General features: G+C 58.5%; 25 protein-coding genes and 6 pseudogenes. 11 read left to right on the top strand and 20 right to left on the bottom strand.

From position 1 onward, the window contains the following. The first annotated feature begins 114 nt into the window (after positions 1–114). Both JFT44_RS10920 and JFT44_RS10915 read left to right on the top strand, forming a co-directional pair. Complete coding sequence (locus JFT44_RS10920) at positions 115–1419, top strand: CitMHS family transporter (RefSeq protein ID WP_057959717.1); 1305 nt, start codon at positions 115–117, stop codon at positions 1417–1419. A gap of 86 nt (positions 1420–1505) precedes the next feature. Beyond that, the gene (locus tag JFT44_RS10915; protein WP_198830633.1) at positions 1506–2759 is read left to right on the top strand and encodes an OprD family porin; all 1254 of its coding nucleotides are present in this window, start codon (positions 1506–1508) and stop codon (positions 2757–2759) included. Between the two features lie 87 nt (positions 2760–2846). Here the strand turns inward: JFT44_RS10915 and JFT44_RS10910 are convergent, their stop codons facing one another. Both JFT44_RS10910 and JFT44_RS28640 read right to left on the bottom strand, forming a co-directional pair. Then, complete coding sequence (locus JFT44_RS10910) at positions 2847–4091, bottom strand: M20/M25/M40 family metallo-hydrolase (protein ID WP_198830632.1); 1245 nt, start codon at positions 4089–4091, stop codon at positions 2847–2849. Positions 4092–4453: 362 nt separating this feature from the next. Beyond that, complete coding sequence (locus JFT44_RS28640) at positions 4454–4897, bottom strand: hypothetical protein (RefSeq protein WP_233098331.1); 444 nt, start codon at positions 4895–4897, stop codon at positions 4454–4456. A gap of 537 nt (positions 4898–5434) precedes the next feature. Between JFT44_RS28640 and JFT44_RS10900 the strand changes: the two are divergent. Beyond that, positions 5435–5542 (top strand): annotated as a pseudogene (locus tag JFT44_RS10900) (hypothetical protein); the annotation flags it as partial. A 21-nt stretch (positions 5543–5563) separates the two neighbouring features. On the opposite strand, the pseudogene JFT44_RS10895 reads toward JFT44_RS10900, so the two are convergent. Beyond that, positions 5564–6777: pseudogene (locus tag JFT44_RS10895) on the bottom strand (aldose 1-epimerase family protein). A gap of 99 nt (positions 6778–6876) precedes the next feature. Between JFT44_RS10895 and JFT44_RS28980 the strand changes: the two are divergent. Beyond that, a pseudogene (locus JFT44_RS28980) lies at positions 6877–7004 on the top strand (integrase); the annotation flags it as partial. A gap of 48 nt (positions 7005–7052) precedes the next feature. Here the strand turns inward: JFT44_RS28980 and JFT44_RS10890 are convergent. From JFT44_RS10890 to JFT44_RS10880, 3 genes are read right to left on the bottom strand one after another with little or no spacing between them, the layout of a single operon-like run. Next, positions 7053–7532, bottom strand: coding sequence for a YbaK/prolyl-tRNA synthetase associated domain-containing protein (locus JFT44_RS10890; RefSeq protein ID WP_081044254.1), 480 nt, complete (start codon positions 7530–7532; stop codon positions 7053–7055). Positions 7533–7547: 15 nt separating this feature from the next. After that, complete coding sequence (locus JFT44_RS10885) at positions 7548–8306, bottom strand: TSUP family transporter (RefSeq protein WP_032859412.1); 759 nt, start codon at positions 8304–8306, stop codon at positions 7548–7550. 4 nt (positions 8307–8310) lie between these two features. Next, positions 8311–9396, bottom strand: a complete 1086-nt coding sequence (locus JFT44_RS10880) for a TauD/TfdA family dioxygenase (protein WP_198830631.1) — start codon at positions 9394–9396, stop codon at positions 8311–8313. Positions 9397–9505: 109 nt separating this feature from the next. On the opposite strand from JFT44_RS10880, the gene JFT44_RS10875 reads away from it, so the two are divergent. Continuing rightward, entirely contained in the window at positions 9506–10438 is a 933-nt protein-coding gene (locus tag JFT44_RS10875; protein WP_198830630.1) for a LysR family transcriptional regulator, read from the top strand. Positions 10439–10442: 4 nt separating this feature from the next. Here the strand turns inward: JFT44_RS10875 and JFT44_RS10870 are convergent. From JFT44_RS10870 to JFT44_RS10855, 4 genes and pseudogenes are all read right to left on the bottom strand, one after another. After that, positions 10443–10675: pseudogene (locus JFT44_RS10870) on the bottom strand (transposase); the annotation flags it as partial. Between the two features lie 87 nt (positions 10676–10762). Continuing rightward, positions 10763–11173 carry a VOC family protein gene (locus tag JFT44_RS10865; protein WP_198830629.1) on the bottom strand — a complete coding sequence of 137 codons (411 nt, stop codon included), beginning with the start codon at positions 11171–11173 and terminating at the stop codon, positions 10763–10765. A gap of 124 nt (positions 11174–11297) precedes the next feature. After that, entirely contained in the window at positions 11298–11741 is a 444-nt protein-coding gene (locus JFT44_RS10860; protein ID WP_198830628.1) for a GNAT family N-acetyltransferase, read from the bottom strand. Between the two features lie 412 nt (positions 11742–12153). Continuing rightward, positions 12154–13047: a LysR substrate-binding domain-containing protein gene (locus tag JFT44_RS10855; RefSeq protein WP_057959722.1), complete on the bottom strand. Its 894-nt coding sequence runs from the start codon at positions 13045–13047 to the stop codon at positions 12154–12156. Positions 13048–13141: 94 nt separating this feature from the next. On the opposite strand from JFT44_RS10855, the gene JFT44_RS10850 reads away from it, so the two are divergent. Next, the gene (locus JFT44_RS10850; RefSeq protein WP_198799238.1) at positions 13142–14308 is read left to right on the top strand and encodes an MFS transporter; all 1167 of its coding nucleotides are present in this window, start codon (positions 13142–13144) and stop codon (positions 14306–14308) included. A gap of 51 nt (positions 14309–14359) precedes the next feature. On the opposite strand, the pseudogene JFT44_RS10845 reads toward JFT44_RS10850, so the two are convergent. The 3 genes and pseudogenes from JFT44_RS10845 to JFT44_RS10835 all read right to left on the bottom strand — a co-directional run. Next, positions 14360–14848, bottom strand: a pseudogene (locus tag JFT44_RS10845) (AAA family ATPase); the annotation flags it as partial. 269 nt (positions 14849–15117) lie between these two features. Continuing rightward, a complete protein-coding gene (locus tag JFT44_RS10840; RefSeq protein ID WP_128593695.1) occupies positions 15118–15972 on the bottom strand; it encodes an EamA family transporter in 855 nt (284 codons plus the stop codon). 62 nt (positions 15973–16034) lie between these two features. Continuing rightward, positions 16035–16217, bottom strand: a complete 183-nt coding sequence (locus JFT44_RS10835) for a hypothetical protein (RefSeq protein WP_198830627.1) — start codon at positions 16215–16217, stop codon at positions 16035–16037. Between the two features lie 212 nt (positions 16218–16429). Here JFT44_RS10835 and JFT44_RS10830 point away from each other — a divergent pair, with 212 nt between their 5' ends. Beyond that, positions 16430–16624, top strand: coding sequence for a helix-turn-helix domain-containing protein (locus JFT44_RS10830; protein WP_233098329.1), 195 nt, complete (start codon positions 16430–16432; stop codon positions 16622–16624). Here JFT44_RS10830 and JFT44_RS10825 read toward each other — a convergent pair. The 5 genes and pseudogenes from JFT44_RS10825 to JFT44_RS10810 all read right to left on the bottom strand — a co-directional run bounded on the left by JFT44_RS10825 (position 16621) and on the right by JFT44_RS10810 (position 20355). Continuing rightward, positions 16621–17202: an HD family hydrolase gene (locus JFT44_RS10825; RefSeq protein WP_198799236.1), complete on the bottom strand. Its 582-nt coding sequence runs from the start codon at positions 17200–17202 to the stop codon at positions 16621–16623. The two genes, JFT44_RS10830 and JFT44_RS10825, sit on opposite strands and share 4 nt — an antisense overlap. Positions 17203–17309: 107 nt before the next feature. Beyond that, the gene (locus tag JFT44_RS10820) at positions 17310–17867 is read right to left on the bottom strand and encodes a helix-turn-helix transcriptional regulator (protein WP_057959728.1); all 558 of its coding nucleotides are present in this window, start codon (positions 17865–17867) and stop codon (positions 17310–17312) included. Between the two features lie 157 nt (positions 17868–18024). After that, on the bottom strand, positions 18025–18750 hold the full coding sequence (locus JFT44_RS29120) for a methyl-accepting chemotaxis protein (protein WP_374068045.1): 726 nt from the start codon (positions 18748–18750) through the stop codon (positions 18025–18027). 132 nt (positions 18751–18882) lie between these two features. Continuing rightward, a pseudogene (locus tag JFT44_RS29115) lies at positions 18883–19167 on the bottom strand (HAMP domain-containing protein); the annotation flags it as partial. Between the two features lie 648 nt (positions 19168–19815). Continuing rightward, complete coding sequence (locus tag JFT44_RS10810; protein WP_128593670.1) at positions 19816–20355, bottom strand: adenylate kinase; 540 nt, start codon at positions 20353–20355, stop codon at positions 19816–19818. Between the two features lie 172 nt (positions 20356–20527). Here JFT44_RS10810 and JFT44_RS10805 point away from each other — a divergent pair, with 172 nt between their 5' ends. Beyond that, a complete protein-coding gene (locus JFT44_RS10805) occupies positions 20528–21508 on the top strand; it encodes an NAD-dependent epimerase/dehydratase family protein (RefSeq protein ID WP_169990097.1) in 981 nt (326 codons plus the stop codon). On the opposite strand, the gene JFT44_RS10800 is transcribed toward JFT44_RS10805, so the two are convergent. Continuing rightward, entirely contained in the window at positions 21474–21863 is a 390-nt protein-coding gene (locus JFT44_RS10800) for a MerR family transcriptional regulator (RefSeq protein WP_120732971.1), read from the bottom strand. The genes JFT44_RS10805 and JFT44_RS10800 overlap by 35 nt on opposite strands. A gap of 392 nt (positions 21864–22255) precedes the next feature. Between JFT44_RS10800 and JFT44_RS10795 the strand changes: the two genes are divergently transcribed. From JFT44_RS10795 to JFT44_RS10785, 3 genes are all read left to right on the top strand, one after another. Then, on the top strand, positions 22256–22651 hold the full coding sequence (locus JFT44_RS10795; protein ID WP_057959733.1) for a hypothetical protein: 396 nt from the start codon (positions 22256–22258) through the stop codon (positions 22649–22651). A 156-nt stretch (positions 22652–22807) separates the two neighbouring features. Continuing rightward, positions 22808–23434: a LysE family translocator gene (locus JFT44_RS10790; RefSeq protein ID WP_057438400.1), complete on the top strand. Its 627-nt coding sequence runs from the start codon at positions 22808–22810 to the stop codon at positions 23432–23434. Positions 23435–23595: 161 nt separating this feature from the next. Then, positions 23596–24558 carry an arsenic resistance protein gene (locus JFT44_RS10785; RefSeq protein ID WP_198817402.1) on the top strand — a complete coding sequence of 321 codons (963 nt, stop codon included), beginning with the start codon at positions 23596–23598 and terminating at the stop codon, positions 24556–24558. Here the strand turns inward: JFT44_RS10785 and yddG are convergent. Then, positions 24555–25445, bottom strand: a complete 891-nt coding sequence (yddG, locus tag JFT44_RS10780) for an aromatic amino acid DMT transporter YddG (RefSeq protein ID WP_057438397.1) — start codon at positions 25443–25445, stop codon at positions 24555–24557. The two genes, JFT44_RS10785 and yddG, sit on opposite strands and share 4 nt — an antisense overlap. Between the last annotated feature and the right edge of the window lie 445 nt (positions 25446–25890).

Raw genomic sequence — 25890 nt, 5'->3', positions numbered from 1 at the left:
ACACCTGACTTGACTGCCCCCCTCCCCGCCAGGCGCCATTGTGCCGCCCGGCGGGTCAGGGCTCGTGCGCCTCGGCGTCAGCCATTCTTACGATAACAACAAGAGAATCGTCCTATGCTCGCTTTCCTTGGCTTGGCCATGGTGGTCGTATTCACCTTCCTCATCATGACCAAGCGCTTGTCGCCAATCGTCGCGCTCACCGTGGTGCCTATCGTCTTCGCCGTGATTGGCGGTTTCGGCGGCACCACCGGCAAAATGATGCTCGACGGCCTGAAAATGGTTGCACCGTCTGCCGCGTTGCTGCTGTTTGCCATCCTGTTCTTTGGCCTGATGATCGACGCGGGGTTGTTCGACCCGCTGATCCGCAAGATCCTCAAGCGCGTCAATGGCGACCCGATGAAAATCGCGGTGGGCACGGCCCTGCTGTCCTTGCTGGTCGCGCTCGACGGCGACGGCACCACCACCTACATGATTACCTGCGCGGCGATGTTGCCGCTGTATAAACGCATCGGCATGAACCCGATGATCCTGGCGACCATCGCCATGCTGTCGTTGAGCATCATGAGCGGCATGACCCCTTGGGGCGGCCCCGCGACACGGGCCATCGCCGCGCTGGGCCTGGATGCCGGGGAATACTTCGTGCCGTTGCTGCCGACCATGATCGGCGGCGCCATGTGGGTGGTCTTCACCGCCTTCCTACTGGGGCGAGCCGAGCGCAAGCGTATCGGCAACGTGCAACTGCAAAGCGGCGGCGGCGATTGCTACATCAACGCGATTCTTGAGGACACCCCTCACAAGCGTCCGAAGCTGGCCTACGTCAACCTGGTGCTGGTGATTGCGGTGATGGTCGCCCTGGTGCTGGGCCTGATGCATTCGGCGATCCTGTTCCTGATCGGCTTTGTGCTCGCGCTGATGATCAACTATCCGCAATTGGACATTCAGAAAGAACGCATCCTGGCGCACTCGGGCAATGCCATGACGGTGGTGCTGCTGGTATTTGCCGCAGGGATCTTTGCCGGGATTTTTTCCGGCACCAAGATGGTCGACGCCCTGGCGCAGACCCTGGTCGACTGGATCCCACCCTCCTGGGGCCACCTGTTCCCGCTGGTGGTTGCGATCACCAGCATGCCGCTGACCTTCGTGCTGTCCAACGACGCCTACTACTTTGGCGTGGTACCGATCCTGGCCAATGCCGCCGCGGCATACGGCATCGACCCGGTGGAAATCGCGCGGGCCTCGATCCTCGGGCAACCGGTGCACCTGATGAGCCCACTGGTCGCCTCGACCCTGTTGCTGGTGGGCATGGTCGACCGTGACATCGGCGACTTCCAGAAAGCCACCGTCAAATGGGCGGTGCTGACCTCCCTGGTCGTTACCGCCCTGGCCTTGCTGACTGGGGCCATCAGCCTGTTTACCTGAATCATCTTCCTGCTGCCGTTCAACGCGCCTCGCTCACGGGGCGCGTGTTGCCCTGCACCCCGAATAACAACAACGAGACGTTTGCCATGAACCCTATGTATTCCCGTCGGGCCCTTTTTTGCGCGTTCGGCCTGGTCCCCCTCGCCGGTGCCAATGCCGAAGGCTTTATTGACGACAGCAAACTCAAGCTGCAACTGCGCAATGTGTATTTCAACGAGAACTTTCGCGATGAGCACGGCATGAGCGCACGCGCCGCGAGAACGGCCAAAAGCGAGCGCACCGAGTGGGCCCAGGGATTCCTGCTGGACTATCAGTCCGGGTTCACCGCCGGCACCTTCGGCCTGGGCATGGATGCCCTGGGGCTCTATGGCGTGAAACTCGACTCAGGCCGCGGGCGCAGCGGCACGGGGCTTCTGCCGGTTCACGATGACGGCCGCGCAGCCGGTGAATTTGCCAGTGCCGGTGCCACCGCAAAAGCCAGGTTCGCCAAAACCATCGTCAAGTACGGCACCTTGCTGCCCAAGACGCCGGTGCTGATTTACAACGACGCACGCTTGCTGCCCCAGACCTACCAGGGCACCCAGGTCAGCAGCAACGACATCGAGAACCTGACCGTCACCGGTGGGCTCCTGGACCGTTTCAAATTACGCGACTCCAGCGACAGCGTACCGATTGTGCCGGATGGCTACAGCGGCGAAAAATCAGGGGATTTCAACTACGCCGGTGCTGAATACAAATGGGGCAAGAACACCCGGCTGAGCTATTTCTACGGTGAACTGGAAAACTTTTACCGACAGAATTTCGCCGGCATCCAGCACGACCTGCCGTTGGCCGGAGGCGTGCTGACCGGCGACCTGCGTTACTTCAACAGCGTTGATGGCGGCTCGGCCTACGCCGGCAAAATCGACAATGACATGCTCAGCGGCCAATTGTCCTACGCGATCGCAGGCCATACGTTCGGCGGCGGCTACCAGACCCTGCGCGGCGATGCCGGTTTGCCCTACATCAGCGGCGCCACCGTGTACTCGTTCAGCAACGCCGGTATCGGCAAGTTCATCGAGGAAGATGAGAACACCTGGATGCTCAACTACGGCTACAACTTCGCCGCCGCTGGCGTGCCGGGCCTGACCTTCTCCACGCGCTACCTGAGTGGCAATGACGGCAAGTCCACGAGCACGGTCAAGGAATGGGAGCGTGACGCCGAGCTGGCCTATGTTGTGCAAACCGGCACGTTCAAGGGCCTGGGCATGCGCATGCGCAACTACGTCTACCGCTCCGAGTTCTCCCGGGGCCGTGACAGCAACCGCCTCTACCTCACCTACGACATCGCACTCTGGTAGGTCGTTGGGCATTCGTCTTTGCCAAAAACGGAGCTTCCCGACCGGCCACAAGCATTTTGTCGCCTGTGGCTGCGGAAACCGTCGTAGTTACGGTGCTACGTCAGTGCCGGACAGCTGGGTGATCAGTGCCACCGTAAGGTAAAGCCTCGGAGCAATGCTCGACAGCTCGATGTATTCGTCATCGGCGTGCAATCCGGCACCGACGACACCCATCGTCTCCAGCACAGCCGGTTTCGCGCTCCCTGGCATATATGCGTAGCCCGCATCGGTGCCAAAGCGCATGGCGATAGGCTCAATGTTGCGGCCTATTTTTTTGTAAAGCGCTTGTGCGGCTTTCGCCAGTTGTTCGGAGCCCGGATTCTTGGCCAGCGGTGGGCGACCCTTTTCCAGGCGCAATGTCACTTCAGTGCCATCGATGAGTTTATTCGCAGCGATGCGTTGGGCGTCGGCGAGTACGCGGTCAGTTTCACTCAGATCGGCGTAACGCATATCTGCCTCGGCCGAGGCGCTGGAAGGAATGATGTTGCGTTTCTCTCCGCCTTTTATCAACGTCCAGTTGACCGTGGTGCCTTTGGCCGGATCGCCAAGGTCCTTGAGTTGCAACATCTGGTGCGCGAGCTCCATGGCCGCATTGTGCCCGGCTTCAGGGGCAGAACCAGCATGCGAAGACTTGCCCTTCACGTCGAGAAACACGCCGTTTATGCCGTTGGTAGCGACGGTTACCGCGTCCCTGTCCGGTGGCTCGTACGAGAACACATAGTCCTGCTTGCGAGCGAGCTCGGCGATGATTTTTTTCGAACCCGCAGAGCCGGTTTCTTCATCGGGATTGAACAGCACTGTTAGGGTACCGAAATCCTTGAACTTCTGATCCTGCAGTATCTGCAATGAATGCAGAATCATCGCGACGCCACCTTTGGCGTCAGCAACACCGGGACCATAGGCGCGCTCGCCGTCGAGCTTGAACGGGCGTTTCGCCGCTGTACCTGGCCCGAACACCGTGTCGTAGTGGACCATCAGCAGAAAGTTCTTGCTGCCAGTGCCTTTGAGCGTGCCCACGATGTTATCGCCCGCGGAGGGGGTCGCAGGTGTCGTGGTGACTTCAGCACCCAACCCCTTGAGCCGCTCAACTAACATCGCGCTGACAGTTTTCAGGCCGAGCCCATGGCCGGTTCCGGTATCAATGTCCACCAGCTCTTTGACGGTGGCAAGATAGGATTTTTGTTCGGCCTCGGCTTTTTTCAGCAACTGGGGGGCCAAATCCGTAGCAAACGCGGTACAGGATAAGAATGAACACGCGAGCGCGGCGGCGATGGATGAACGTCGGATAAGCATGCTGTCTCCTTCAGATCATTGCTAATTGAAGCCCCATCTTTACCCCATAAATTTCGTCAACGCCACCTATCGCTGCGGGCGTTCACGCAGACAATGCTGGTTACCAGCAATAGTTTCTCTATGAATGCCAACACAGAATTGACCCATGTGCTGACGCATGACTAACCCACCTCCTTATCGGTACAAATCCATTAAGGGCAATGGTTTTCGAGGCGTCAGACCGGGTCAGCAATATCTCGGGAACTGGGTCAATTCGACTTCGGTGCCAATACGAGGTCGACTTTTTCAACAAAATCGGACGATTGCGGTCCTTCGTAATGGGTAACTATCGGCCAATAGGGGACAGTCACCGAAACACCCAATCAGCGCCCTTCGGACTGACACTGGGCGCGCAAACCAAGATCATTGATTCCATTGCAATCGCTGCTGCGGCCGCTCTGCTTAGCACTGCAATAGGCTCGCTGGTCCATATCATTGATGCCATTGCAAGAACCACCTCCCACCTCTCCGCTGCACTGCGCACGCAAGTCCATATTATTGATGCTATTGCAATCGCTACCGCGGCCGCTCTGCCTGGCAGCGCAATAAGCTCGCTGGTCCATATCATTGATGCCATTGCAAGAACCACCTCCCACCTCTCCGCTGCATTGCGCACGCAAGTCCATATTATTGATGCTATTGCAATCGCTGCCGCGACCACTCTGTTTGGCACTGCAATAGGCCCGCTTGTCCATATCATTGATGCTGTTGCAACCGGCAAACGCGTAACCGCTGAACATCAACAACATCGCGAGAATCAGTTTCATTTATCACTTCCTTTGGCTTGCCAGGAAACAGCCTGGCGCTGGGTGATCCTGTTTCAATAAACACCAGAGTGCGCCATCAAATTGACATTATTTGAAGAAAAAGTTCCGGAAGCGGATTGAGGGTTTCTGCAGATCAGCAGAACGTCGTCCTAACTTCACAATCACTCGATTACGACATGCCATGGAAACGCTGATTGTTCTGTTTAGCGGGTTTGGCTACTGAGTTCCGCGCCCGCATACAAATCCTACCCTGTGGTCGAATTGCTTCGAGCGTCCGCTTTGGGCCGAGGCTGTGTAAAAACGTTTTTGAGCGCGCCAGGTGCTCAAAACCGGACTGGAAATCGCGTTTCTACGCGAAATCCACATCTGCAGACGTGCCGATAAATTTCAGATTTAACGTAGACGCGCACACTTCAATTTTGGCGAAGCGTTTTTACACACTCTGGGTCGAAAGCGGTCGTCTATGACTGCCTGCTTTTGGCCGATCGCTGCCGGTCATGAGGGGCAGCATTCGGCCAAGAGCCGACAGTGACCAAATCGTTACGAGCAGCCCATCGACTGCTCAAGGTCGCGCGCTCGCTTACGGACCTTGAACAAATCGACGGGATCAGACGCAAACACTTGGCCGAGGGGCTGCAATATCGGCCGACAATGCTCCAGCCGGTCTCACCCCTTGCTCAGATCAACCAACGGCGTCTGCCGCACCTCAGTCTCCCGCCCATCCTGAATCGCCCTCACCTGCTTCAAGGCCTTATCCACCGCCGCCTTATCCGCCAACAAGCTGTAGCTGATGCGGAACTGCTTGTGTTCCTTGGGCCCAATTGTCGGTACCAGGTTCAGTGGCCGCTGATAACGGCGGTTGTAGGAAAAACTTGTCCCCGGCTCCAGCCCCGTGACATAGCCCTGGCCTTGGGTATCGGTGTTTTTCCACAGGGAAACACGGGCAGTGTCTGGGTGTTGAAGCCGACCGAAACGCCCAGGCTGCCGGCCTTGTTGTGCAACACGGTCAACGTGTCACCCTTGGCATCGGCATACGGCACCACGTTGTAAACCGTTTCGTCGTAGTCCCTGGTCGGTGCGCGGTAGGTTTGCCAGTCGGGCAGATCGCCCTTGGCCTTGTCGTTGAACGGCGACACCTGTTTCACCGGCGCGGCAAAACGAGCGCCCTGCTCCAGGAACGGGGTGCTGAAGTTGCTGTGATACAGCGCCTGGTATTCCTTCGGATAGTCGCCGTTGTTAGTCAGGGTGTCGTTGAGGGTGAACACGACGCTGCCGGGTTCGGTGACCAGTTCGGTCGCGACCGAGAAATCGACCTTCTTGAACGCCTGCTCTTTCAGTTCGCCACGTAGGGTGATGGCGTACGGTGGTTTTTCATCGATATGCAGGGTGACTTTGTTCGCAGGAATGTTGGCGGCCCGACCGTGCAGGGTCAGCAGTTCGCCGTTGTCGATGCCTGGGTGGCCGACCCATTCGTATCCGCAGCGGGTGACCAGCTCATTGAAACCTTCCAACCAGCCCAGACCACCGCGGCCATTGAGCTCGATGAAGGACGGATTGACCACTTCCTTGACCGGCGAATCCCAGCCCATGCGCACATTGCCGACCGAGGCCTGCAAGACGTTCATTCCGCGAGTCGGCACTACCGAGAGTTTCATCGTGCCGTTATCGATGTCGACGATGCTGACGCCCTCCTGCCGACCGCCGTGCAAGGTGCGCAGGGTAACGCTGAAGGGTTTGTCGGTTTTTAGTCCGAGTTGCTGACTGGTGATCTGCCAGTTCTGGGCAGCTTTGTCGGTGTCGAGCAGAACGTAATCCCAAGCCATGGCGTGGGAGGCAGCGGACAGTGCGCTGAGGGCAACAAAGAGTTTGAGCGGGGTCATGGCGGCAGCCTTTCTTGGAGTTGTGCCATTTTTATAAACTTGATGAAACGCTTCAGCAAGCTAAAAATCGACCCAACGCCGACGAAGTTGGCAATGCAGCGGCCAGTGCAGTTTGAGATCACTGAGCAAACACGGTTAGCTCTCGTGGCCTGCATACCTCAGCCCCTCTATCCACTCTTCAATACACTCGTATCGGCAAAGGCTGGGTGAAAGCCATAGGCCTTGATATAGATCCGTCCCCTTTTTCTTTTTTGCGGCGTTGTGAAAACGTCTGCTCAGGCCTGGCTGATATCCAGCAATCGAGGCATGGCAATCGCCAGATAATCCTGCGTATCGAGCACCATCGACGCATCCAGCCGCCCCGCGTTGAAGGCTATTTCAGCGTAGCCTGTGGTCAAGGCCGGATCGACGATCAATTGAATCCGCTCATCGAAAACAAAAGGAGGGATGGCGCCGATCCGGCACCCGGTCAGGTCCATGGCGGTTTCGGCCTTCACCAGCTCGGCTTTTTTCCCACCCAGGGCCGCTCCGACTTTCTTCATGTCCAGCTTCTGGTCGCCCGGCAGTATCACCAGTGCATAGGGTCCGGCCTGCCCCTTGAGGGAGCAAAGCATGGCCTTCGCGCCCTGGCCGGGCTCGGTGCCACGGATTTCGGCGACGCGTGCCGACTGGCCCTCGGCATCGTGCATCAGCACCCGGTAGGAGGCTGAGCGGGCATCGAGTAGTGCCACGAGGCGATCGAACATGGGATGCATGGAGTTTCCTCTGGTTTACAGGAGCAGGTCGTAGGACAGTTTGCTGATCAGAATCACCAGCAACACCAGGAATAGAGCCCGGACAAAGGGCACGCCTTTATGAACCGCCAGCCAGGTGCCAGTGAGCGCGCCCAGAATGTTGAATGCCGCCATGGGGATTGCGATCAGGTAGAGCACGTTACCCGTCGGAATGAAGAACATCAGTGCCGCTACGTTGGTCGCGATGTTCACTAGCTTGGCCGATGCCGAGGCATGAAGAAAGTCGAAGGCGAAGCAGCGGATAAACAGGAAGATCAGGAAGCTGCCAGTGCCGGGGCCGAACAGACCATCGTAGAAACCGATGGCACCGCCGATGACGATCGCCAGCAGTTTTTCCTTGGTACCGATACGCATGGGTTTGTGCAGGGCGCCGAAATCTTTTTTCCAGAAGGTGTAGATCGCCATCAGTACAATCAACACCAGCACCGCCGGCCGGATCATCGACTGGGGTACGAACGACACCGTGGCGGCTCCAAAGAAGGCCATGACAAAAGCCGCGCAGGCCGCGGGGATCACAAGCCCCCAGTCAATCACCACCTTGCGCACGAAGGACCGAGCCGCGAATGCCGTGCCGCAGGCGGCCGCAACCTTATTGGTACCCAGCAACGCCGCCGGTTGAGCGCTGGGTAGCACGTTGAACAGCGCGGGAATCTGGATCAGTCCGCCGCCGCCCACCGCCGCGTCGATCAGGCCGGCGGCGAAGGCGAACACGCAAAGAATGACAATATCGACCATGAAATCAGGCTCTGACTATGTAGGGTTGATGAGGGTCCAGCGGCACCACGCGTGCCGGATCATTGACCCCGAAGACACGCAACATCCAGCGATCACGGCCGTCGTAACGGGGTGTAAAACCATCCCGGGCATGCAGGGTTTGCTGGTTCTTGAAGACCAGCATGTCCCCTGGTTGCAGCAGTATGTGGTGCACGACATCGGGATGATTGGCGGCGGCGGCGAACAGCTGGAGGGCAAACTGCGCATTGGCGCAGGTCGTTTCGACACTCGCTTTGTTGTAGCGGCAATACAGGCCATCGTTTGCGCTTCTGTACAGCAAGGGGACGTTTTCCAGCACATTCCCCTGCTTGCCGAAGGAGGCCGGTCGGCGAACGGTGAAGTTCGGTCGTGACAATTCTTCTTCGACGCAGGCCGGCAGAATGGCCAGCACCTCGTCAATTGCGACGATGCGCGTCGGCACGTCGAGCTCGCAGCGCAGGCCGGTCAGGGACAGGTACTCCGGACAGGCCGACAACTGCGAGACGGGCTCGCAGGTCAAAGGCAAGTGAGGGTTGTCGACATGCATGTCCAGATCCGCGCGCGAGCCATAGGAGCTCTTTTCGGTCTCTCGCTTATGCTTGGGCGATACGTGACGGAACACTGTGTCGTTGCTCTCACCGTCGTACGCCAGCGGATGGGTTTGCAGAGTTTGCAGCACGGACAAAATAGCCCCGACCAGCGTCGGCACGTTCTCGATACCCGGCTCCAGGTCATAGGGCGTGGCGGGCAGTTGCGGGTCCAGCGGCAGCCCCCTGATGATCATCGCCACTTCAGGGGCCTGTGGAAAATTGCGCAACTGCTGGATTTTCTCGGTGCACAGGACACTTTCCAGCAACAACCCCAGGACCGGCATGTGGCGGATACCCGAGGCGCTATCGGTCACGTCCAGCGATGCCAGACCGGCCTGAAGTGTGCGTTGTTCTTCGAGCGACAGATGAATTTGCGGTATCTCCCGTCGGGTCGACGTCACTGAATTTTGTTCCTGCCATTCATGAATTACTTCATCAACACCCGCTGCGGCTTTCCCGATTACTTCTTCCAGCTTCGACACGTCCTTGCACTCCTGTTTGCCCCATCCTTGTGGGTTGAACGGGAAGGTTAACGGAAGGACCTTTTTTGTGTTGCAATGTCGCGTTGTGAAAAATGCAATGAGGTGGAGAGTGGCGTTGAATATGTTGGGGGAACTTGAAGCCTTCGCGACCGTGGCTCGCAAGCGCAGCTTCGTCGCCGCGGCACGGACTCTGGGGCGCTCCCCCAGCGCACTGACCCGTGCCGTTCAAGCCCTGGAGGAAAGTGTGGGGCTCAAGTTGTTCCATCGCTCGTCCAATGCCGTGACCTTGACCGAAGCGGGTGAATGCTTATTGCCCCACGCGCACAAAATGCTCGATCTGCAACGTGAGGTGGATGAAGACCTGGCCGGTCTCAGCGGCCTGGCCTCTGGCTGGATCCGTTTTTCCGCCCCCGAGGTTCTCGGACACGGGGTATTGCCCCGGTTGATCGCACAGTACTGCGAGCGTTATCCGGACGTTAACATCGATGTGATTTTCACCGATGAGATCATCGACCCGGCCAAGAGCAAGCTGGACTTCTCGATTCGCGGTGCCTTCCCACAATCCAGCGACTTGATCGGCTTTGCGCTCTGGAGTTACTCACGTTATCTGTATGCCAGCCCCGACTACCTGGAGCGCAACGGCATGCCCGACTCCATCGAGGCACTGGAGTCGCATTCGCTGATCCTGCATACGGCGCCACGGATTCTCAAGGAGTGGAATTTTCGCAGTGAAGAGCAGGCCATCAGCTTTCGGGTGCATCCAAAATTTCGTTTCAGCTCCGGCCTGGCGGTATTCCAGGCAGCCCTGGCGGGCGTCGGGATCGCCCGCTTGGCAGATTGGATGGCGGAGCCCGAAGTGGATGCGGGACGCCTGTTTCGGGTTTGTCCTGAGTACAAGCTCACCTCCAGCAGCGGTGAGAGCCCACAGATGCACGCGGTATACCCGGCCGGAAATTTGCCAATGAGGGTGAAGGCCTTGATGGAGATGATCCGTGGCTTAGGTGAAAGCCTCGAATGTAAACGCGGCTCAGCACTAATATGAGGTTACGGGGCGATTCACTAATGCCATAGCAGTAACCCACGATCAGCATGCGGATCATCAGTTCAGGATCAATTGAAGGGCGCCCAATGGGCTATAGAACTCGGTGAGATAATGGCGCTGGCCGCCCAGATCGAGACACCGATCAATGCTGCGCAGAAGATGATTTGCTGGGATGTGATCTTCAAGGTTGAACGAGTAAGACAGTCGATCCTGCCCACTCAATAACTGTCCCATCATGCTGCTTACTCTCCCGCTGGCCGATGCGAATGTTTTGCTGCGAGCCCGGTAGGAGAGCTACTTGTTCAATAAATCGATCGAAAACTGTCAGTCAAAGAACTGCATACCTGCGTATGGATAGCGCCGACATTGCTCAAGCCGCGAAGCCAGACTTCCGACATGCACTTCCAGTCGGTGCCCGTCGGGGTCTGAGAAATAAAACGAGTCACCCTCGCTCGAATTGGTTTTCCACTCGATAACGTTCCGTAACCGCAAGCAAATAGTTAAATTTTCAAAATCGTCCTGCCCCACCGAAAACGCATAGTGAGTGTAATCAGGATGCTTTTCTGAGGCACAGTTCTCATCGAAAGACAAACAAAGCCAGAGATCGCCAAGGGTAAGATAGGCCCCCGTTTCCCAGCGAGCAGCCAGCCTAAAGCCGAGTAGCCCCACATAAAATTCGATACTGTGAGGAAGGTTCGCAGTCGCCAACGTAAGGCGATTCAAGCCAGTCAACATGAGCCCCTATCCAGAACAAGTCGATGAGAGGGGTTAAGCATACCAACGTCGACTTTTTTCAACACAATCAGCCAGAAGCAGTCGTTCAACCGCTTTAGAATTGAAGCAGAAAGTCTGCGATGATTCAGCTAGGCCGCTCGTATCGAAGGTAGCCATGTGAACCTGTCCCCATACAGATGAAACCTGCTCGCTCATACATGAGCCCAGCTGGGTTATCAGGATGCACGCTTAAGCTCAGACGGGTGAAACCCCTTTGCTTTGCTGTGGCTGCATAGGCGTCCAGCAGTGTTCGTCCAATACCGTTTCGCCTGCAGATCTGACTGACGTTGATTGTGCAAAGCTCCGCGCAATCCTGCTCTGGGACCCATAACGAGTACCCAGCGAACTGGTTATCTTTTATTGCTACCGTCAATCGATCAAAGTTCTCTACCCAACGGGTAAGGTGTCGCTCCAACTGTAGCCGCCATGCATCTTCGTGATCAGGTTCCCAACGCCGTATGTAGTCCTGCTCGCCCCTGTATATCGAAGGAATATCGGCAACGCAGGCTTGCCTTAATATGAGCGCCATCCTGGGACCTCATGGGAATGAATTGGGACATGCACCCTATGATATGACGAGGAGGTCAACCCCGGTCAACGGTCTGGGTGTGATCGGCCGCTTCGGCCGGTTGCAGTCCATCATGAGAGGCCGCAATCGGCCGGTTCTGTTGAGACAGTCGGCTTCGAATTCCACTGCAAAAAAGTACGCGCCTGAGATTGAAACTGAATTTCTGGCAGAAGGCTCAGGACTTGGATTTCACGTAGCGGCGTGCAACAGACGTGTTTTCATCCATCAATATTCGAGTGTCTTAGGAAAACCGATTTTTTCAACAGAATCGGCCGCAAGCAGCCCCTCTCCCATCAGGCAGACCACACTACCGCGTTTGTCACGACTTGCCCTCCGCGCCCCCTCCCCCGGAAAGCTGATCTGCCACCACCGCCTAGATCCGATGATGTTCCAGCAAAAAGTCCACAAACAACCGCACCCGCGCAGGCATTGCCGAGCCGCCTACGAACACCGCATGAATCGGTTCCCGGTCGCCGGGGTTCCAGGCTTGCAGCAGTGGTATCAGGTCGCCGCGCTGCAGATCCTCGTTTACGGTGAACTCGCCGATACGCGCAATGCCGGCACCGACTCGCGCAAGTTGTGCCAGCGCTTCACCGCTGCTGCATTCGATGTTGCCGCTGACCTTCAGGGAAAATTCTTTCCCGTCGCGGATGAACGGCCAGTTGGGCTCGGCACGCCGGAAGTTGAAACCCAGGCAGTTGTGCCGGAGCAGGTCTTCCGGTTCCTGGGGGGTGCCGTGGCGCTGTAGATACTCGGGCGATGCCACCACGACCTCACCGGTGTCGCCGAGCCTGCGTGCGGTCAGCGGGCTGTCGGGCAGATGGCCAAAGCGTATTGCTACGTCAGCTTGGCCGCCAAGAATGTCGACCACTTCGTCGCCAAGGTTGAGGTCGACGACGATGTTCGGGTACTGCGCGCTGAATGCCGCCACCAAGGGAACGATGGTCTGCCGCCCATGGCCAAGGGCGGCGCTGACCCGTAATCGGCCCCTGGGCACGCCCTGGTCGGCGATGGCCTCTTCCATCTCGTTCATGTCCGCCAGGATACGTCGGGCACCGCGCAGGAACGCCTCGCCCTCGGCGGTGAAGATGATCGCGCGAGTGGTGCGCAACAGCAGCCGGGTGCCAAGGCGTAGTTCGGTACGCGCGATGATCCGGCTGACCGCCGAGGGTGTCAGCCCCAATGCACGGGCGGCCGCCGAGAGGCTGCCCTCCTGCGCCACGCTGGCGAACACAAGCATTTCACCGGATCTGCCGTTGAAGTCCATTTGTGCCTCTTGCGCAAAGGTGATTGCCAAAAATGCTATCTACCGCCTCAGAAGGCTGGATCGTAGCATTGGCGGCATAGATAAGGAGCCTTTCATGCGTATCAATCCACCCCTCGTTGCACTCGCCATGGGTGCCTTTGGCATCGGCGTTACCGAGTTCGCCCCCATGGGCATGTTGCCGAGCATTGCGGCGGACCTCGGCGTTTCGATTCCTGCTGCGGGCCTGTTGGTGAGCGCTTACGCCCTGGGCGTACTGCTCGGCGCGCCACTGATGACCCTGACCACCGGCAGGATTCCCCGGCGCTACCTGCTGATAGGGCTTATGGCGATTTTCACCCTGGGCAATCTGATGTCAGCCCTGGCGACCGATTACTACAGCCTTATGGTCGCCAGGGTGGTGACCTCACTGAACCACGGCGCGTTTTTTGGCGTGGGCTCCATCGTCGCCGCCAGCGTGGTCGCCCCAGAGAAACGCGCCGGCGCGGTGGCGGCAATGTTTATGGGCCTCACCCTGGCGACCATCGGCGGTGTGCCGCTGGCTGCCTGGTTTGGCGAACTGTTCGGTTGGCGCACCGCGTTCTGGGGCATTACCGGCCTCGGCGTGGTGGCCATGGCCGCGTTGTGGTTCGCCCTGCCCAACCTGAAGGCGCCGCCAAGCGTGGGAGTAATGGCCGAAATTCGCGTACTGGGCCGTGGCCCGGTGCTGGGTGCGTTGGCCCTCACCGTCGTCGGCTCGGGTGCCATGTTTACCGTCTTCACCTACATCGCGCCGATCCTCAGCAGCGAGACCCACGCATCCACCGCCTACATCACCGCGATGCTGGTGCTGTTCGGCGTGGGGCTGACACTGGGCAACATGTGGGGTGGCAAGGCTGCCGACCGCTCGATAGATCGCACCCTGATCGTATCGTTGAGCGTGCTGATTGCCGTCTTGCTGGCGTTCACCGTACTGATGCGCTGGCCGTTGCCAGCTGCCGTGGCCATCCTGATATGGGGCATCGCCAGCTTCGCCCTGGTACCGCCGCTGCAGATGCGCGTGATGGAAGCCGCCAAGGACGCCCCCAACCTGGCCTCGGCGGTGAACATCGGCGCCTTCAACTTCGGCAACGCGATTGGTGCGGCACTGGGCGGCGCGGTGATCAACGCCGGGTTGGGTTATCCGGCGATTTCCCTGGCTGGAGCCGCAATGGCGGGCCTGGGGTTGTTGATGGTGCTGGGGTTTGCCTGGCGGTCGAGGGCGGTGGCGGCAGCGGCGGTGTGAGGAGGATGTGAGCCATCCCCGGAGGATGCCGTCCCTAGGCGCCGCTACCCGTCAAAGACGGTGGATTTTAATCTGGAGTCCTTCATCCTCGTCCGGGGCCCGAAAGTAGCTAGTGATCAGATCGAACTCAGCATCTGTCGCCGCAAACTCATGGTCGGCGCGGCGGTTGCGGATATGCAACCTGCCTCGACAGGTCTCATCGTCCACCTCAAGGTAGTGGACACAATGGGCAACCCCGGCTGAGTCAGCGAGGCCGCGCAACCATTGTCGATCTTCAGGGGTGTTGGCGGGAAAATCCAAGACCACTGTCACGCCAGTATTCAGCACATCGACGACGAGCGGGCCCACCACCTCTCTAATCTGGCGCGACAGGCGCACGTAATCGGTTACTGACTTGATCTGATTAGGGTAAAGCCGTGACAGCCAATGATCCTCACTCAGCAGAATCGCCGACTGTTCGGCTGCCAAACTTTTGGCCAGCGTTGATTTGCCGGATGCAATCTTGCCTGAGATCAGATGAAGCACGGGTTTGGGCATAGGGGACGTCTCCTTGTCGAACCCTGATGATGCTCATACAAAAGCGTCGAAGCAACTACAGATACCTCACTTCGGGTCGAATCGGCTAGTCGCCAGCATCGGCCAGAGTGGTTGCCGTATTCGGTGCGGCGAAGACGCACTGCGCTTATCTCTTGGCCATCCGTTACAGATCGGGTACGGCAAATACAGGATGCCGTCGACGGGCTGAACCACACACCGTCGGTCATGTGAACGTGTGTTGGATATACGCTTACTTTTTTTGAGCGCAGATATCAGGTTTTCAGGTGCAGCACAAATGCACCGCCCAGTACCAGAACAACGCCCAGCACCTGCACCTTTCCCAGTCGTTCCTTGAAAAACACATAACCCAAAATTGCCGCGATACCGCCCGACAATGTGCTGATTACTGTCACCACCGAAACTGATCCCGACACCGCTCCATAAGCGAACGCCGAAAAACCACCTAGGTTCATCAGGCTCACGCCCGTTAGCGCCATGCAGTTTTTTAAAGGCGGAAATTTCAACCCTTCCTTGATCTTCAAAACCATAACGAACATTACAATCAGCCCGACCAGATATGCCAGCCAAAGCATGGTCACTGGTCCGAGGACGGGGAGAACGAAATGCCCCTGCAACCAAAAACTGGTGCCGAAGAACACAGCCGCCAGTAACGCAAAGGAAATTGAACTACTGGCCTGCGTGGTGTGTGGCACTTTCGAGTCAGAGTGAATGCTGGAGAGAATTACTCCGAGCACGCACAAGGCGATGCACAGCAACTGGATTAGACTGATCTGCTCACCGCCAGCCCATGACAGCAATGTCGTAACCACACCGTAGGACGTCACCAGCGGCGCAACGATAGAAGCTTTGCCAAGTGCGAACGCTTTGGACAGGGCCAAGGCGCCGAACACAGTCAAAACGGCAGCGGCGATGCCGATGAGCCAAATATCGAATGGTGCTGCCATGGATTTAAGAATGAAGGTCGGGAACACGATCAGCAGCATGCTCATGATGGCAAAACCCATCGTCTGACCGAAAAACACGGCGCGTTTGACGCCGACTGCGCGAGCGTTTAGGCCCACTAAAAAATCTGTACCGCCCCAGAGCAAGGCAGCCAGCAACCCCATCAGTACATCCACGTTTTGTCCTTATAGATGCTCGCTTTGCACATCGAGAGTCCTTCAGACTCCTAAGTGTTCCAGCGTTGGGCCCTCATGGCCTTGTAGAGTATGCCGATGGTCATCGAGATATTGTCGCCTCGACCCTTGGCCCTACTTTTGAGCAACAGATCATAGCCTTCAGGTTGTAAGTAGCGATAGGCGTCGTAGCCCCCCAAAAAATCGAATGCAAACATTTCTACCAATCCTTTCATCAAATACCTCGCCTCGGCCCCGTCGGAGGCCACTTCGAAGATCGAGGCTTTGTTGTTCTCTACACCGCTTCAACCACTTTGTGACATGGCCACCTGCAACGCATCACTGAACCTGGTGGGATGCTTGATATTTGGCGTTGTTAGCGGTGTGCGCCCAATGGTGATGACCGTCACCTGTCGGCTTTCGGGATTTAGGAATTGCTGGCGCAAAGATGCATGGGGTTTACAGAGGCCGCAAGAAAAAACCGTCCAACAATCTGGTAATAAGCTTAATTGACCGCGCCGGCGCTGGAGATAGTAAATCTAAACTAGCGCGCGACTTTGAAATCAGTCGCCAGACACTTTATCGGTACTTGAGATCTACTCAGGGGACTCCTCAGTCACATCCCGAATCGGCACCCACTTAGTGATTTTTAGAATTCGCCAGTATGTGTTCTTTGGTGTCCTGGTCGATGATAGTGCGCAGCACCTCAAACAACGGCGCGGCATCTGTGTATTTTTTGCCATAGGCAAGATTGAATTCGTAATCGAAGCCCGTTGGGTTCTTGCCTTGGTTGTGCTGCAGCATCGTCTCCAACTTATCCAGCGCCTTGACGGCTACGGCCTCTGGCGACGAAGCATTTTCATAGTCATCCCAAAGCGCCAGTATCTCGGCCTTTAACGGTTCATCCAGGGCACTGGTCAAGAGCAGGAGATCGTTTCTCTCTTGCTCGCTCTTGTTGGGAAACGAATCTTGATTGACGGCGGGAACATCTCCGTTAATGGCCTCCCCCAAGTCGTGGATAACACACATCTTGAGCATTTTCAGCCGATCGAGATCAGTCAGGTAGTCCCCAAAGACAATGGCCATCAGGCAAAGGCGCCAGCTATGCTCCGCCGTGCTTTCGGTGCGCCCGCAAGAGGTGTGCGCGCTTCTAAGCACGTCTTTGAGCTTTTCCGCCTCGCGTAGAAATTCGAGGCGCCCTTTGATTTTTTCGATGTCCATGAAAACCTCTGATTCAGTCGGCGAACCGAATACCGCTCACCTTGTTCACGCCAGACTAAATCTCAAGATGTTCAGCGTCCACGCATAAAATATGCAGGGCGATGCCGTCAGAGCGACTCGACCAAGCGCGCTGTTGTTCCGTCGCATAGGGGCATACGCGTCCAACGACACAGGCTTTGGCTGATCGGAACGATAGACGAATTATTGTCACCCGTCAGAAACTCCAGCGCGGGGGGTGCAAAGGCTTCCCGCCAGCCCAATTTATCCAGGGCGAGCTCGGTGCTGATGATATTGGGCGTAGCGAAGCGCCATAGCGAGCGACCCAGCAGTTCACTGACCGGACTCGTGAACTGGGCGGCGCGCGAAGGAGAACAAGCAAGCAGACGGTGCGTCAAATCACACATGAGATGAACAGGACGCGAGCTTTCCCGCACCATTCGTCCCAGCGCTTTATCCGCCGCGGTGGTGAGACGAGCGGCCAGCAATTGCTCAAGCTTTTTGTGCGCGAGAGGATCCAACTCGAGTACGCCACTCTCCCAGCGAGAGATAGTCGATTGAGTGACGTTAAACAGCTCCGCGGCATGGGATTGTTTGACCCGGTGTAACAGGCGCCATCGCCTGAGCATAACGCCGGGTAAGACAGGACTTAGCAACATGTCAGACATTTGGTATTACGGAAAAGTGGAAGGTCTCGCAAGTTTGCTCTGTGCGAGACCTGCATGCAAATGGGCTAAAGAGTGATCGTTTCACCTCGAAAACAGCCGCTCTGCAGCCCACTCCTGGCGCATGACACCAATCCCCGACCCAGAGCGTCTCAGCCCATCAAAGTCGAAACCGCCCCACCGACTGCGCCAACTGCCCCGCCAGCGCCGACAACTCATCCGTAGTTCCGGCCGTCTGGCCAATCACCCGTGTATTGCCTTCCGACATCCCGGCAATCATCTCGACCTGATGCGCGATCTCATTACTTGCCAGGCTCTGCTCACCAATCGTGCGGGTAATGTCGTTAACCAGCTGCGTAGTATTCAACGTCGCGTCAAGAATCTCACGGATCGCCCGCTCCACATCGGCCGTGACGGCCATGCCTTTATCCACCTGGGCCACCCCTTCTTCCATGCTGGTGACAGCCTCGCGGGTGCTTTGCTGGATACGCGTGACCATGCTGGCGATTTCCTGGGTGGAGGCGCTGGTGCGCCCTGCCAGGCTGCGCACTTCGTCAGCCACCACGGCAAAGCCGCGCCCCTGCTCGCCGGCGCGGGCGGCTTCAATGGCGGCATTGAGGGCCAGCAGGTTGGTCTGGTCGGCGATGCCCTTGATTACCTGGATAATGCTGTAGATGCCTTCGGACTCCTTGTCCAGGGTGCGGATCACCTGGGCCGAGTGTTGCGCCGAGCGAGCGATGGCGTCCATGTCGCTGACGACTTGGTGAATAACTTGCCCACCGTTTTTGGCCAGGGTTTGCGCCTGGTTGGCCATTTCCAGGGCGTGCTCGGCATGCCGGGTGATTTCTTCGATGCTGGCGGTCATTTGGCTGGTGGCGGCCGACATGGTCCCCGCTGCAGAACTCTGCTGCTGACTGCTGGCAGCCACTTCATGGCATCCGTTGCTCAGTTGTTGGCTCATGCGCGTAACGCCCTGGGCATTGCTGCGCACCACGTCGATCATGCCGCGCAGGTCATGTTGCATAACGGCAAGGCTGCGAATCAGCATGCTTGCCTCATCGCGGCTGGCGGGTTCGGGAATCGCTTCGCTAAGGTTGCCATGGGCAATGCTCTCGGCAATCTGCCGCGCCAGTTGCAGCGGCCGCATGATGCTGCGGGTGACCCAGTAGCCCTGGGCAACCAGCAACAGCAGGCACAGCACCAGCACCACCGCGAGGGTAAAATTGGCGCTGCGCACGGTTTGACGGGTCTGCTCGCCAGTGGCCTTGGAGTTGTTTTCGATCAGTTCACTGAGGCTGGCCATCCGGCCTTCCAACTGGGTGAAGGCGTCGCTGAAGGTGCCCAGTTCTTGTTGGGCCGCAACCGGATCGTTCATCGCCACGCCGACAATCCGCTCCCCCAGGGCGATGTAATTGTCGAGGCTGGGCTTGATGTCACTCAGTGCGGCTTCGAGGGTCGGGTTGAGGGGCAGCGCCACGTTATTGCCCAGCGCCTCGCGAAAGTGCGCGGTATGGTCGGTGACGGCTTCAAGTACTTCATCCCGACTGCTGACACTTTTGCCCAGCCCCACCAGCATTGCCGACAGCACATCGGCGCGCAGCGCGTCGTGCATCATGTCGGCCTCCAGATGATTGCTCAGGGCGGTCATGCTGACCTCACTGTCAATCATCGCCGCCTCCATCCGCGCATTCCCCAGGTAGTTCACCAGGCTGATGACCAGCACGGTAAGCACACTGGTGCCGATCAGCAAAAACAGACGAAGTTTTATCGACATCCCTAAGCCCTCTGCGGTTATGGCCTAAAACAAGGTATTGATAGCTGTCGTTTAAAACCCATCGACGCGTTCGTTACCACTGATTTAAGCCTACTTGCAGGTTTTCGCCTTGGTGATGGCGGTTAGGTGTCCTCTGTGACGCCTGACGTCGCCGCCGACTCCTGTGCTAGACGGGATTTATCGGTATAGCAACGTCGCCTGCATGGCGTGCGCAACCATTTGCTCAGCAGTGTGTTCCCCGTCAATGCGCAAGACCGGCACCGTCTGCCTGGAAATCCACGCCTCATGCCGCGCGCGGTTGCGCCCGGAACAGCGCGGATCGTCATACTGCGAGGCCCATTCGCGAAAGGCGACATGTATCTCGTGCATATCGCCCCCGGGGGCAATGCGCTCGCCAAAGAGGCGCTTTTCACGCAGGTCCAACCGCTGGAGGCGCACAGGTGTTGGCGTTATCACGAACACGATCAGGTCCACATGCACCATAAGCGCTTCGCCCCAGCCATCAGAAGAGCCGGTCAGCACCCAGCCTTGGTCACCGAGCGCTTGCTTGATCAAACACACGCGCTCATTGGGTGGCCGCTTGGTGGTGAACGGTGGGTGGGTGGGCAGCCAGTAAAAGTCATCCACATCCACATGGATCAAGCCCAGCGACGCAGCCAGGGCTTGCCCCAACGTCGTGACGCCTGCGCACGAAGCGCCAGTAATGTAGATGCGCACTGTTCTCTCCATGAATATAAGTCGGCGTTGGATTCTACAAGAAATCCAGGGGCGAACCCGTTCACTCGAAATTGCGGTTTTTGCTGACGGCAGCGCTTGACTCTGTCCCTTGGGACAAGCCCTACCCTGCCTTATCTATTTCAGTTTCCGCCGTCAGCGGATAAGGCAACCCATGAGTACGCTATCGTTGGTCACCGGTGCGAATGGGCATCTGGGCAACACCCTGGTGCGGACGCTGCTCGCCCGCGGGCAACAGGTGCGCGCCGGGGTCCGTGACCCGGAGCGAAGCACCGCCCTGGCAGGGCTCGACTGCCAGTTAGTGCGCGCCGAGCTGCAAGATCCGCAATCCTTGCGCCAGGCCCTGCAAGGGGTGGGTGTGCTGTACCACGTGGCGGCGGTGTTCAAGCACTGGGCGAAGGATCCACAGACCGAGATCGTCGAGGTCAATGTGCAAGGCTCACGCAATGTCCTGCGTGCCGCCGCCGAGGCCGGGGTTCGGCGGGTGGTGTATGTCAGTTCCGTGGCAGCCGTCGGGCACAACGGTCAGTTTTTGGATGAAACCAGCTGGAACGCTGATCAGCAAAACCCCTACTACCGCTCAAAAATCCTCTCTGAACGCGCGGCCTGGGAAACCGCCCGGGCCTATGACCTGCCCCTGGTCAGCGTGTTGCCCTCGGCAATCATCGGCCCGCATACCACGCGGCTTACCGACACCATGGGGTTTCTGGCAGCCGTACTGGCGCGCAAGTTGGTACTGGACCCGAATTTTCATTTCAACTTTGTCGATGTGCGCGACGTGGCCGATGGGCTGATCCGCGCGGCGGAAAACGGCAGGCCCGGCCAGCGCTACCTACTGGCCAACCGGCAGGCCTCATCACTGGCGCAGGTGATCGAAGCCCTCAACGCCCTTAGCCCAGGCTACCCATTGCCGCGCCGCGCCCCCAAACCCCTGCTATTGCTGATCGCCTGGCTGAAAGAGCAGCAGGCACGCTACACCGGCCGGCCAGCTGACTTGCTGCTCAGCCAGGTGCAAATGTTCTATGGCGTGCGTCAGGTTTACTGCATCGACAAGGCGGTCAACGAACTGGGCTACCAGCCGCGCTCGCCGCATGACGCCCTCACCCAGGCATTTGCGCATTTGTTGGCACGCTGAGGCTGGGGGCGAATTGCTGGTTGATCTGTTGTTGCAACTGCGTCAGCTGCTGCTGCCGATCCTGCAAGGCCAGGATCTGCGCCTGCAACTCCAAGCGCTTGACCTCGATGCCCTGATTGGCCAGTGCCAGGGGGAACGGTGCCTGGTGTTGCTTGGCAGCCAGCAACTCACTCAATTCAGCCAGTTTGAACCCCACCGCCTGGGCGCGGCGAATCATCTGCACCAACCTCAGGTGATGGGCGGTGTACAACCGATAACTGCCACGGCGCTGCGGCGTCAGCAGGCCCAGTTGTTCATACAAACGGATGGCTTTGGGCGTGCATCCCGTCAGCTTGGCCAGTTCACCAATGTACATATACCGTCTTCTCCCTGATGCGACGTCGGACCGCAGTTTACTGGGTTGGGCTTCCAGTGGGTAATACCGGCTTTGGGGGAAACGGCCGAACATCACCACCCCCCACCAAGATGCGGTGAATGTTCAAATGCACCCAATTATTGCGCGGAGGCTTTTCGTGTCGTCGCCATCCACTCCTTCAGCCCCTCACGCCGAAAGCCTGGCCGGGACGTCAATCAGATGATTTCGTACAGGCTAAGAGTCTGGGGGAAGCCGCCCTTGAGGCCCCCTCCCCGTTAAACACCCCGTATTGCTTGATGACTCTCTGACCGGAACCCAAATGGCTGAATCACTCACTGAGTTGAGCGATCAGGCAACCCCCTGATCCCCTCAACAACACTTAGGAATCCAGCATGATCAACAGCGCTCCATATCAGCCATCAGCGGCCCTCTCAGCCAATGCTCAACCACAGATTGAAGAGCTGCGCATGCCCCCCGAGCCAGGTATGCCGAATAGGCAAACTGTGCGCGTCAGCGTAGCCAATGAACACGTATTCCCGACGGCCGAAAGCTTTCATAAACTGGCCGATTCACTGGGTATTGAAAACGTCAGCGTGTCAATCGGCGCACCTCACTTCGCTGACTATGTAACCCCACCGAAAAATGTGTGGCCCGTCAGCATTCATTTCAGGCCAGACCTGCCCGACGAAAAGTTCAGCCCTGTGCAATTGGAGAAAGTGAACCGGTTTGATCAGCAGATTGACGCAGAACTGCAGCGAAACAAAATCGTAGATCTGGGGCCGCAGTGATGTCGCGGCGTCGAGAGGGTTGAACCATATTCGTGGCGACTACGCCACGCCCTGAGAAGGCGCTAATTCCAAAAAACCTGTGGGAGCAGACTTGATCTTGGAGGCCTCGCAGGAGCACGATGGCCTCCCTCCCCCCTCGACGAAAGGACTCTCGTTATGTTCCCCCTGGAAATCTGGCTGACCTATACCGCCGCCTGCCTGTTGCTGGTGCTCTCCCCCGGGCCGGACAATCTGCTGGCCATCGCCAGGGGCCTGAGCCAGGGGCGTATGGCTGCCGCCATTTCGGGGATCGCGTCGGGTACCGGGATTCTGTTTCACGTGGCCACCGCATCGCTGGGCTTGACCCTGCTGATGCAGACATCCGCCGTGGCCTTCTGGGTGGTCAAAGTCATCGGCGCCAGCTACCTGTTGTGGCTGGGCATCAAGGTCTTGCGTTCGCGCAGCCTGATCAACTTCAAACCGGCGGCGCGGCAACCGCTCAAAAACATCTTCCTCACCGGCTTCCTGTCGGCGGCGCTGAACCCTAAGCCTGGGCTGTTTGTGCTCGCGTTCATTCCGCAATTCGTCAACCCGTCATTGGGTTCGGTCACCGTGCAAATGATGGTCTATGGCGCCTGGTTCGCCGCATTGACCGCCCTGGGCTTTGCGCTCATGGGGATTTTTGCGACGCGCCTGTCGACATGGCTGCAGCGCAAGCCAAAAGTGGTCAATGGCCTGAATGTGGGCGCCGGACTGACCTTCGTCGCGTCCGGGCTTTCGGTAGCGGCACTCAGTCAAAAATAGACCGGACCAAAGACTGGATGGCCTGCCTGTGCGCCAGACATTGCAGCGCGCGCTGGGCTTACACGGGGGCGATCCGGCGGGCGGACATGGCGGCCGCGCGCCGGGCTGTGGTTTCGATTACCCTGCACGGCGCAAACAGCCCCCCGTGACAAGGACACCCCGTGACCCGAGAACAACTTGAGCACAACCAGATCCCCGTCTATCTCGTCGCCGTGATCGGCGCGGCGCTCGGCGGTCTGCTCGCCCCACAGGCCGCACCGGCTCTTGGCGCCCTGGTAACCCCGACAATTGCCGTGCTGATGTACGCCATGTTCCTGCAGATCCCGTTTCTGCAGTTGCGCCAGGGGCTCGCCAATAAACGCTTTATGGCGGCACTGCTGATTGCCAACTTTGTGTTGATCCCCCTGCTGGTCTGGGGCCTGACCCGTGGCTTGAGCGAGCGCCCGGCGCTGCTGATCGGCGCGTTGCTGGTGCTGCTCACGCCGTGCATCGACTACGTAGTGGTGTTTACCCATATCGGCAAAGGCGATGCGCGGCTGACGCTGGCCGCCACCCCCGTATTGCTGTTGCTGCAGTTGGCGCTGCTGCCGCTGTACCTGGCGTTGCTGCCGGGCGTAGAGGCGGCGGTGGCAATCCCCATCGGCCCATTTGTCGAGGCGTTTTTGCTGCTGATCGTGGTGCCATTGCTGCTGGCGGTACTGACCAGCGCCGGGGCCCGGCGCTCGCGCCTGGTCGAACGCTGGAACGACGCCTGGGCGTGGATGCCGGTGCCGGCCATGGCGGCGGTGCTGATCGTGGTGATAGGTTCGCAGATCGCGTTTGTCGCGCAGGAGCTCGAACAGTTGCTGCCGGTGGTGCCGGTCTACTTAGGCTTTATGCTACTGGCGCCAATGGTCGGGGCGCTCACGGCCTGGGTCTTTCGTCTGCCGGCAAGCACCGCGCGTTCGGTGACGTTCAGCAGTGCAACCCGCAACTCACTGGTGGTCCTGCCGCTGGCGCTGGCACTGCCGGCAGATATCCGCGCCCTGGCCGCTGCTGCCGTTATCACCCAGACCTTGATCGAACTGGTGTGTGAGCTGATCTATATCCGCGTGATCCCGGCCCTGGTCTGGCGCAGCCGCTAGGATTGCGCGCGTGTCGCGTGCCAGCACACCAGCGAACCGGCGGTCACCAGCACCGCCCCTTGCCAGAACTGCGGGGTAAGGTGGGCGCCCAGCCACAGCGCGGCGAAGGCCGAGGACAGTACCGGCGCGCCATAGGACGCGGTCGCCAGTAACGTCAGGTTGCCGCGCAGGATGCCGATGTTCCACAGTGCATAGCCGCCCGCCATGGCCACACCGGTGGCCAGCAACTCCAGGCTGTTGCCCAGGCTGAAGGCCGGCAGCACTTCGGCACTGAAGGCGTATTTCACCCACAGCACGGCGGCGGTGAGGATGAAAAACAGCACCACCAGGTTTTGCCCGCCGGCATAGCGCCGCGTGACGTTGCAATACAAGGCGAAAGTGATCGCGCAGCCCAGGGCCAGGCTGTAACTCAGGGGGTTGGATTGCACATTGGCGACGATGGTTGCGAGCGCCAGGCCATCGCCACTGACCACCCACAGAATGCCAAACAGCGCCAGCGCCGAGCCTGGCACGATGATCCAGCGCGCCCTTTGGCCATTCATGACGATTGCCAGCAGCACCGTCAGGCACGGCCAGAGGTAGTTCACCACCCCCAGCTCAATCGCCTGATTGCGGTTGCTGGCAAACCCCAGAGCCAGGGACAGGCAAACCTCGTAGGCCACAAACAAACCACTGCCCATGATCAGATAAGGCCAGGACGTGGCACGCAGGCGCGGCCGCCCCAACCAGGCCAGCAGCAGGATGGCGCCCAAGGTGTAGATCAACGCCGCACCGCCCAGTGGCCCGAACAGCTCACTGACACTGCGGATCAACCCGGCGGCGGTGCTCCATAAAATGATCGCGACCAAACCACACACCGTCGCGGCCCGTTCAACCCTGATCTGCATGGATGCCTCTCTGTGAATGTCCCCAACCGCAGCGCCTGCGGCACAAAGGCCGCAACGGTACACGCTTGGGCTATTGCTTGTCTCCTTGTGGGAACCACAACAAAGGAATCTCATTGAGGGCAGAAATTTTGGCCACACCACACCTCAAATGTGGGAGCTGGCTTGCCTGCGATGGCGGTGGGTCAGTCGGCACATCCTTACTTGACCCTCCGCCATCGCGGGCAAGCCCGCTCCCACAGGGGGAACTCAGCGAACAGAAGATTGTGGCCACATCACACCTCAAATGTGGGAGATTCTATGGTTTTGGGGAAGCCCCCAAAACCGCTTTTGACTGGTATTCGCTCAGGTTTTTCATGAGCGAAAAGGCGATGCGCGCCAGCTTGCGGCCAATGATGACCAGGGCTTGAGTCGTTTTCAGGCCCCTGGCCAGATAACCCTCGTATAA

The sequence above is a fragment of the Pseudomonas sp. MF5691 genome (assembly GCF_016405645.1).
In the GTDB taxonomy this organism is placed as follows: Bacteria; Pseudomonadota; Gammaproteobacteria; order Pseudomonadales; family Pseudomonadaceae; genus Aquipseudomonas; species Aquipseudomonas shahriarae.
This window is presented reverse-complemented; position numbering and strand designations above follow the sequence as displayed.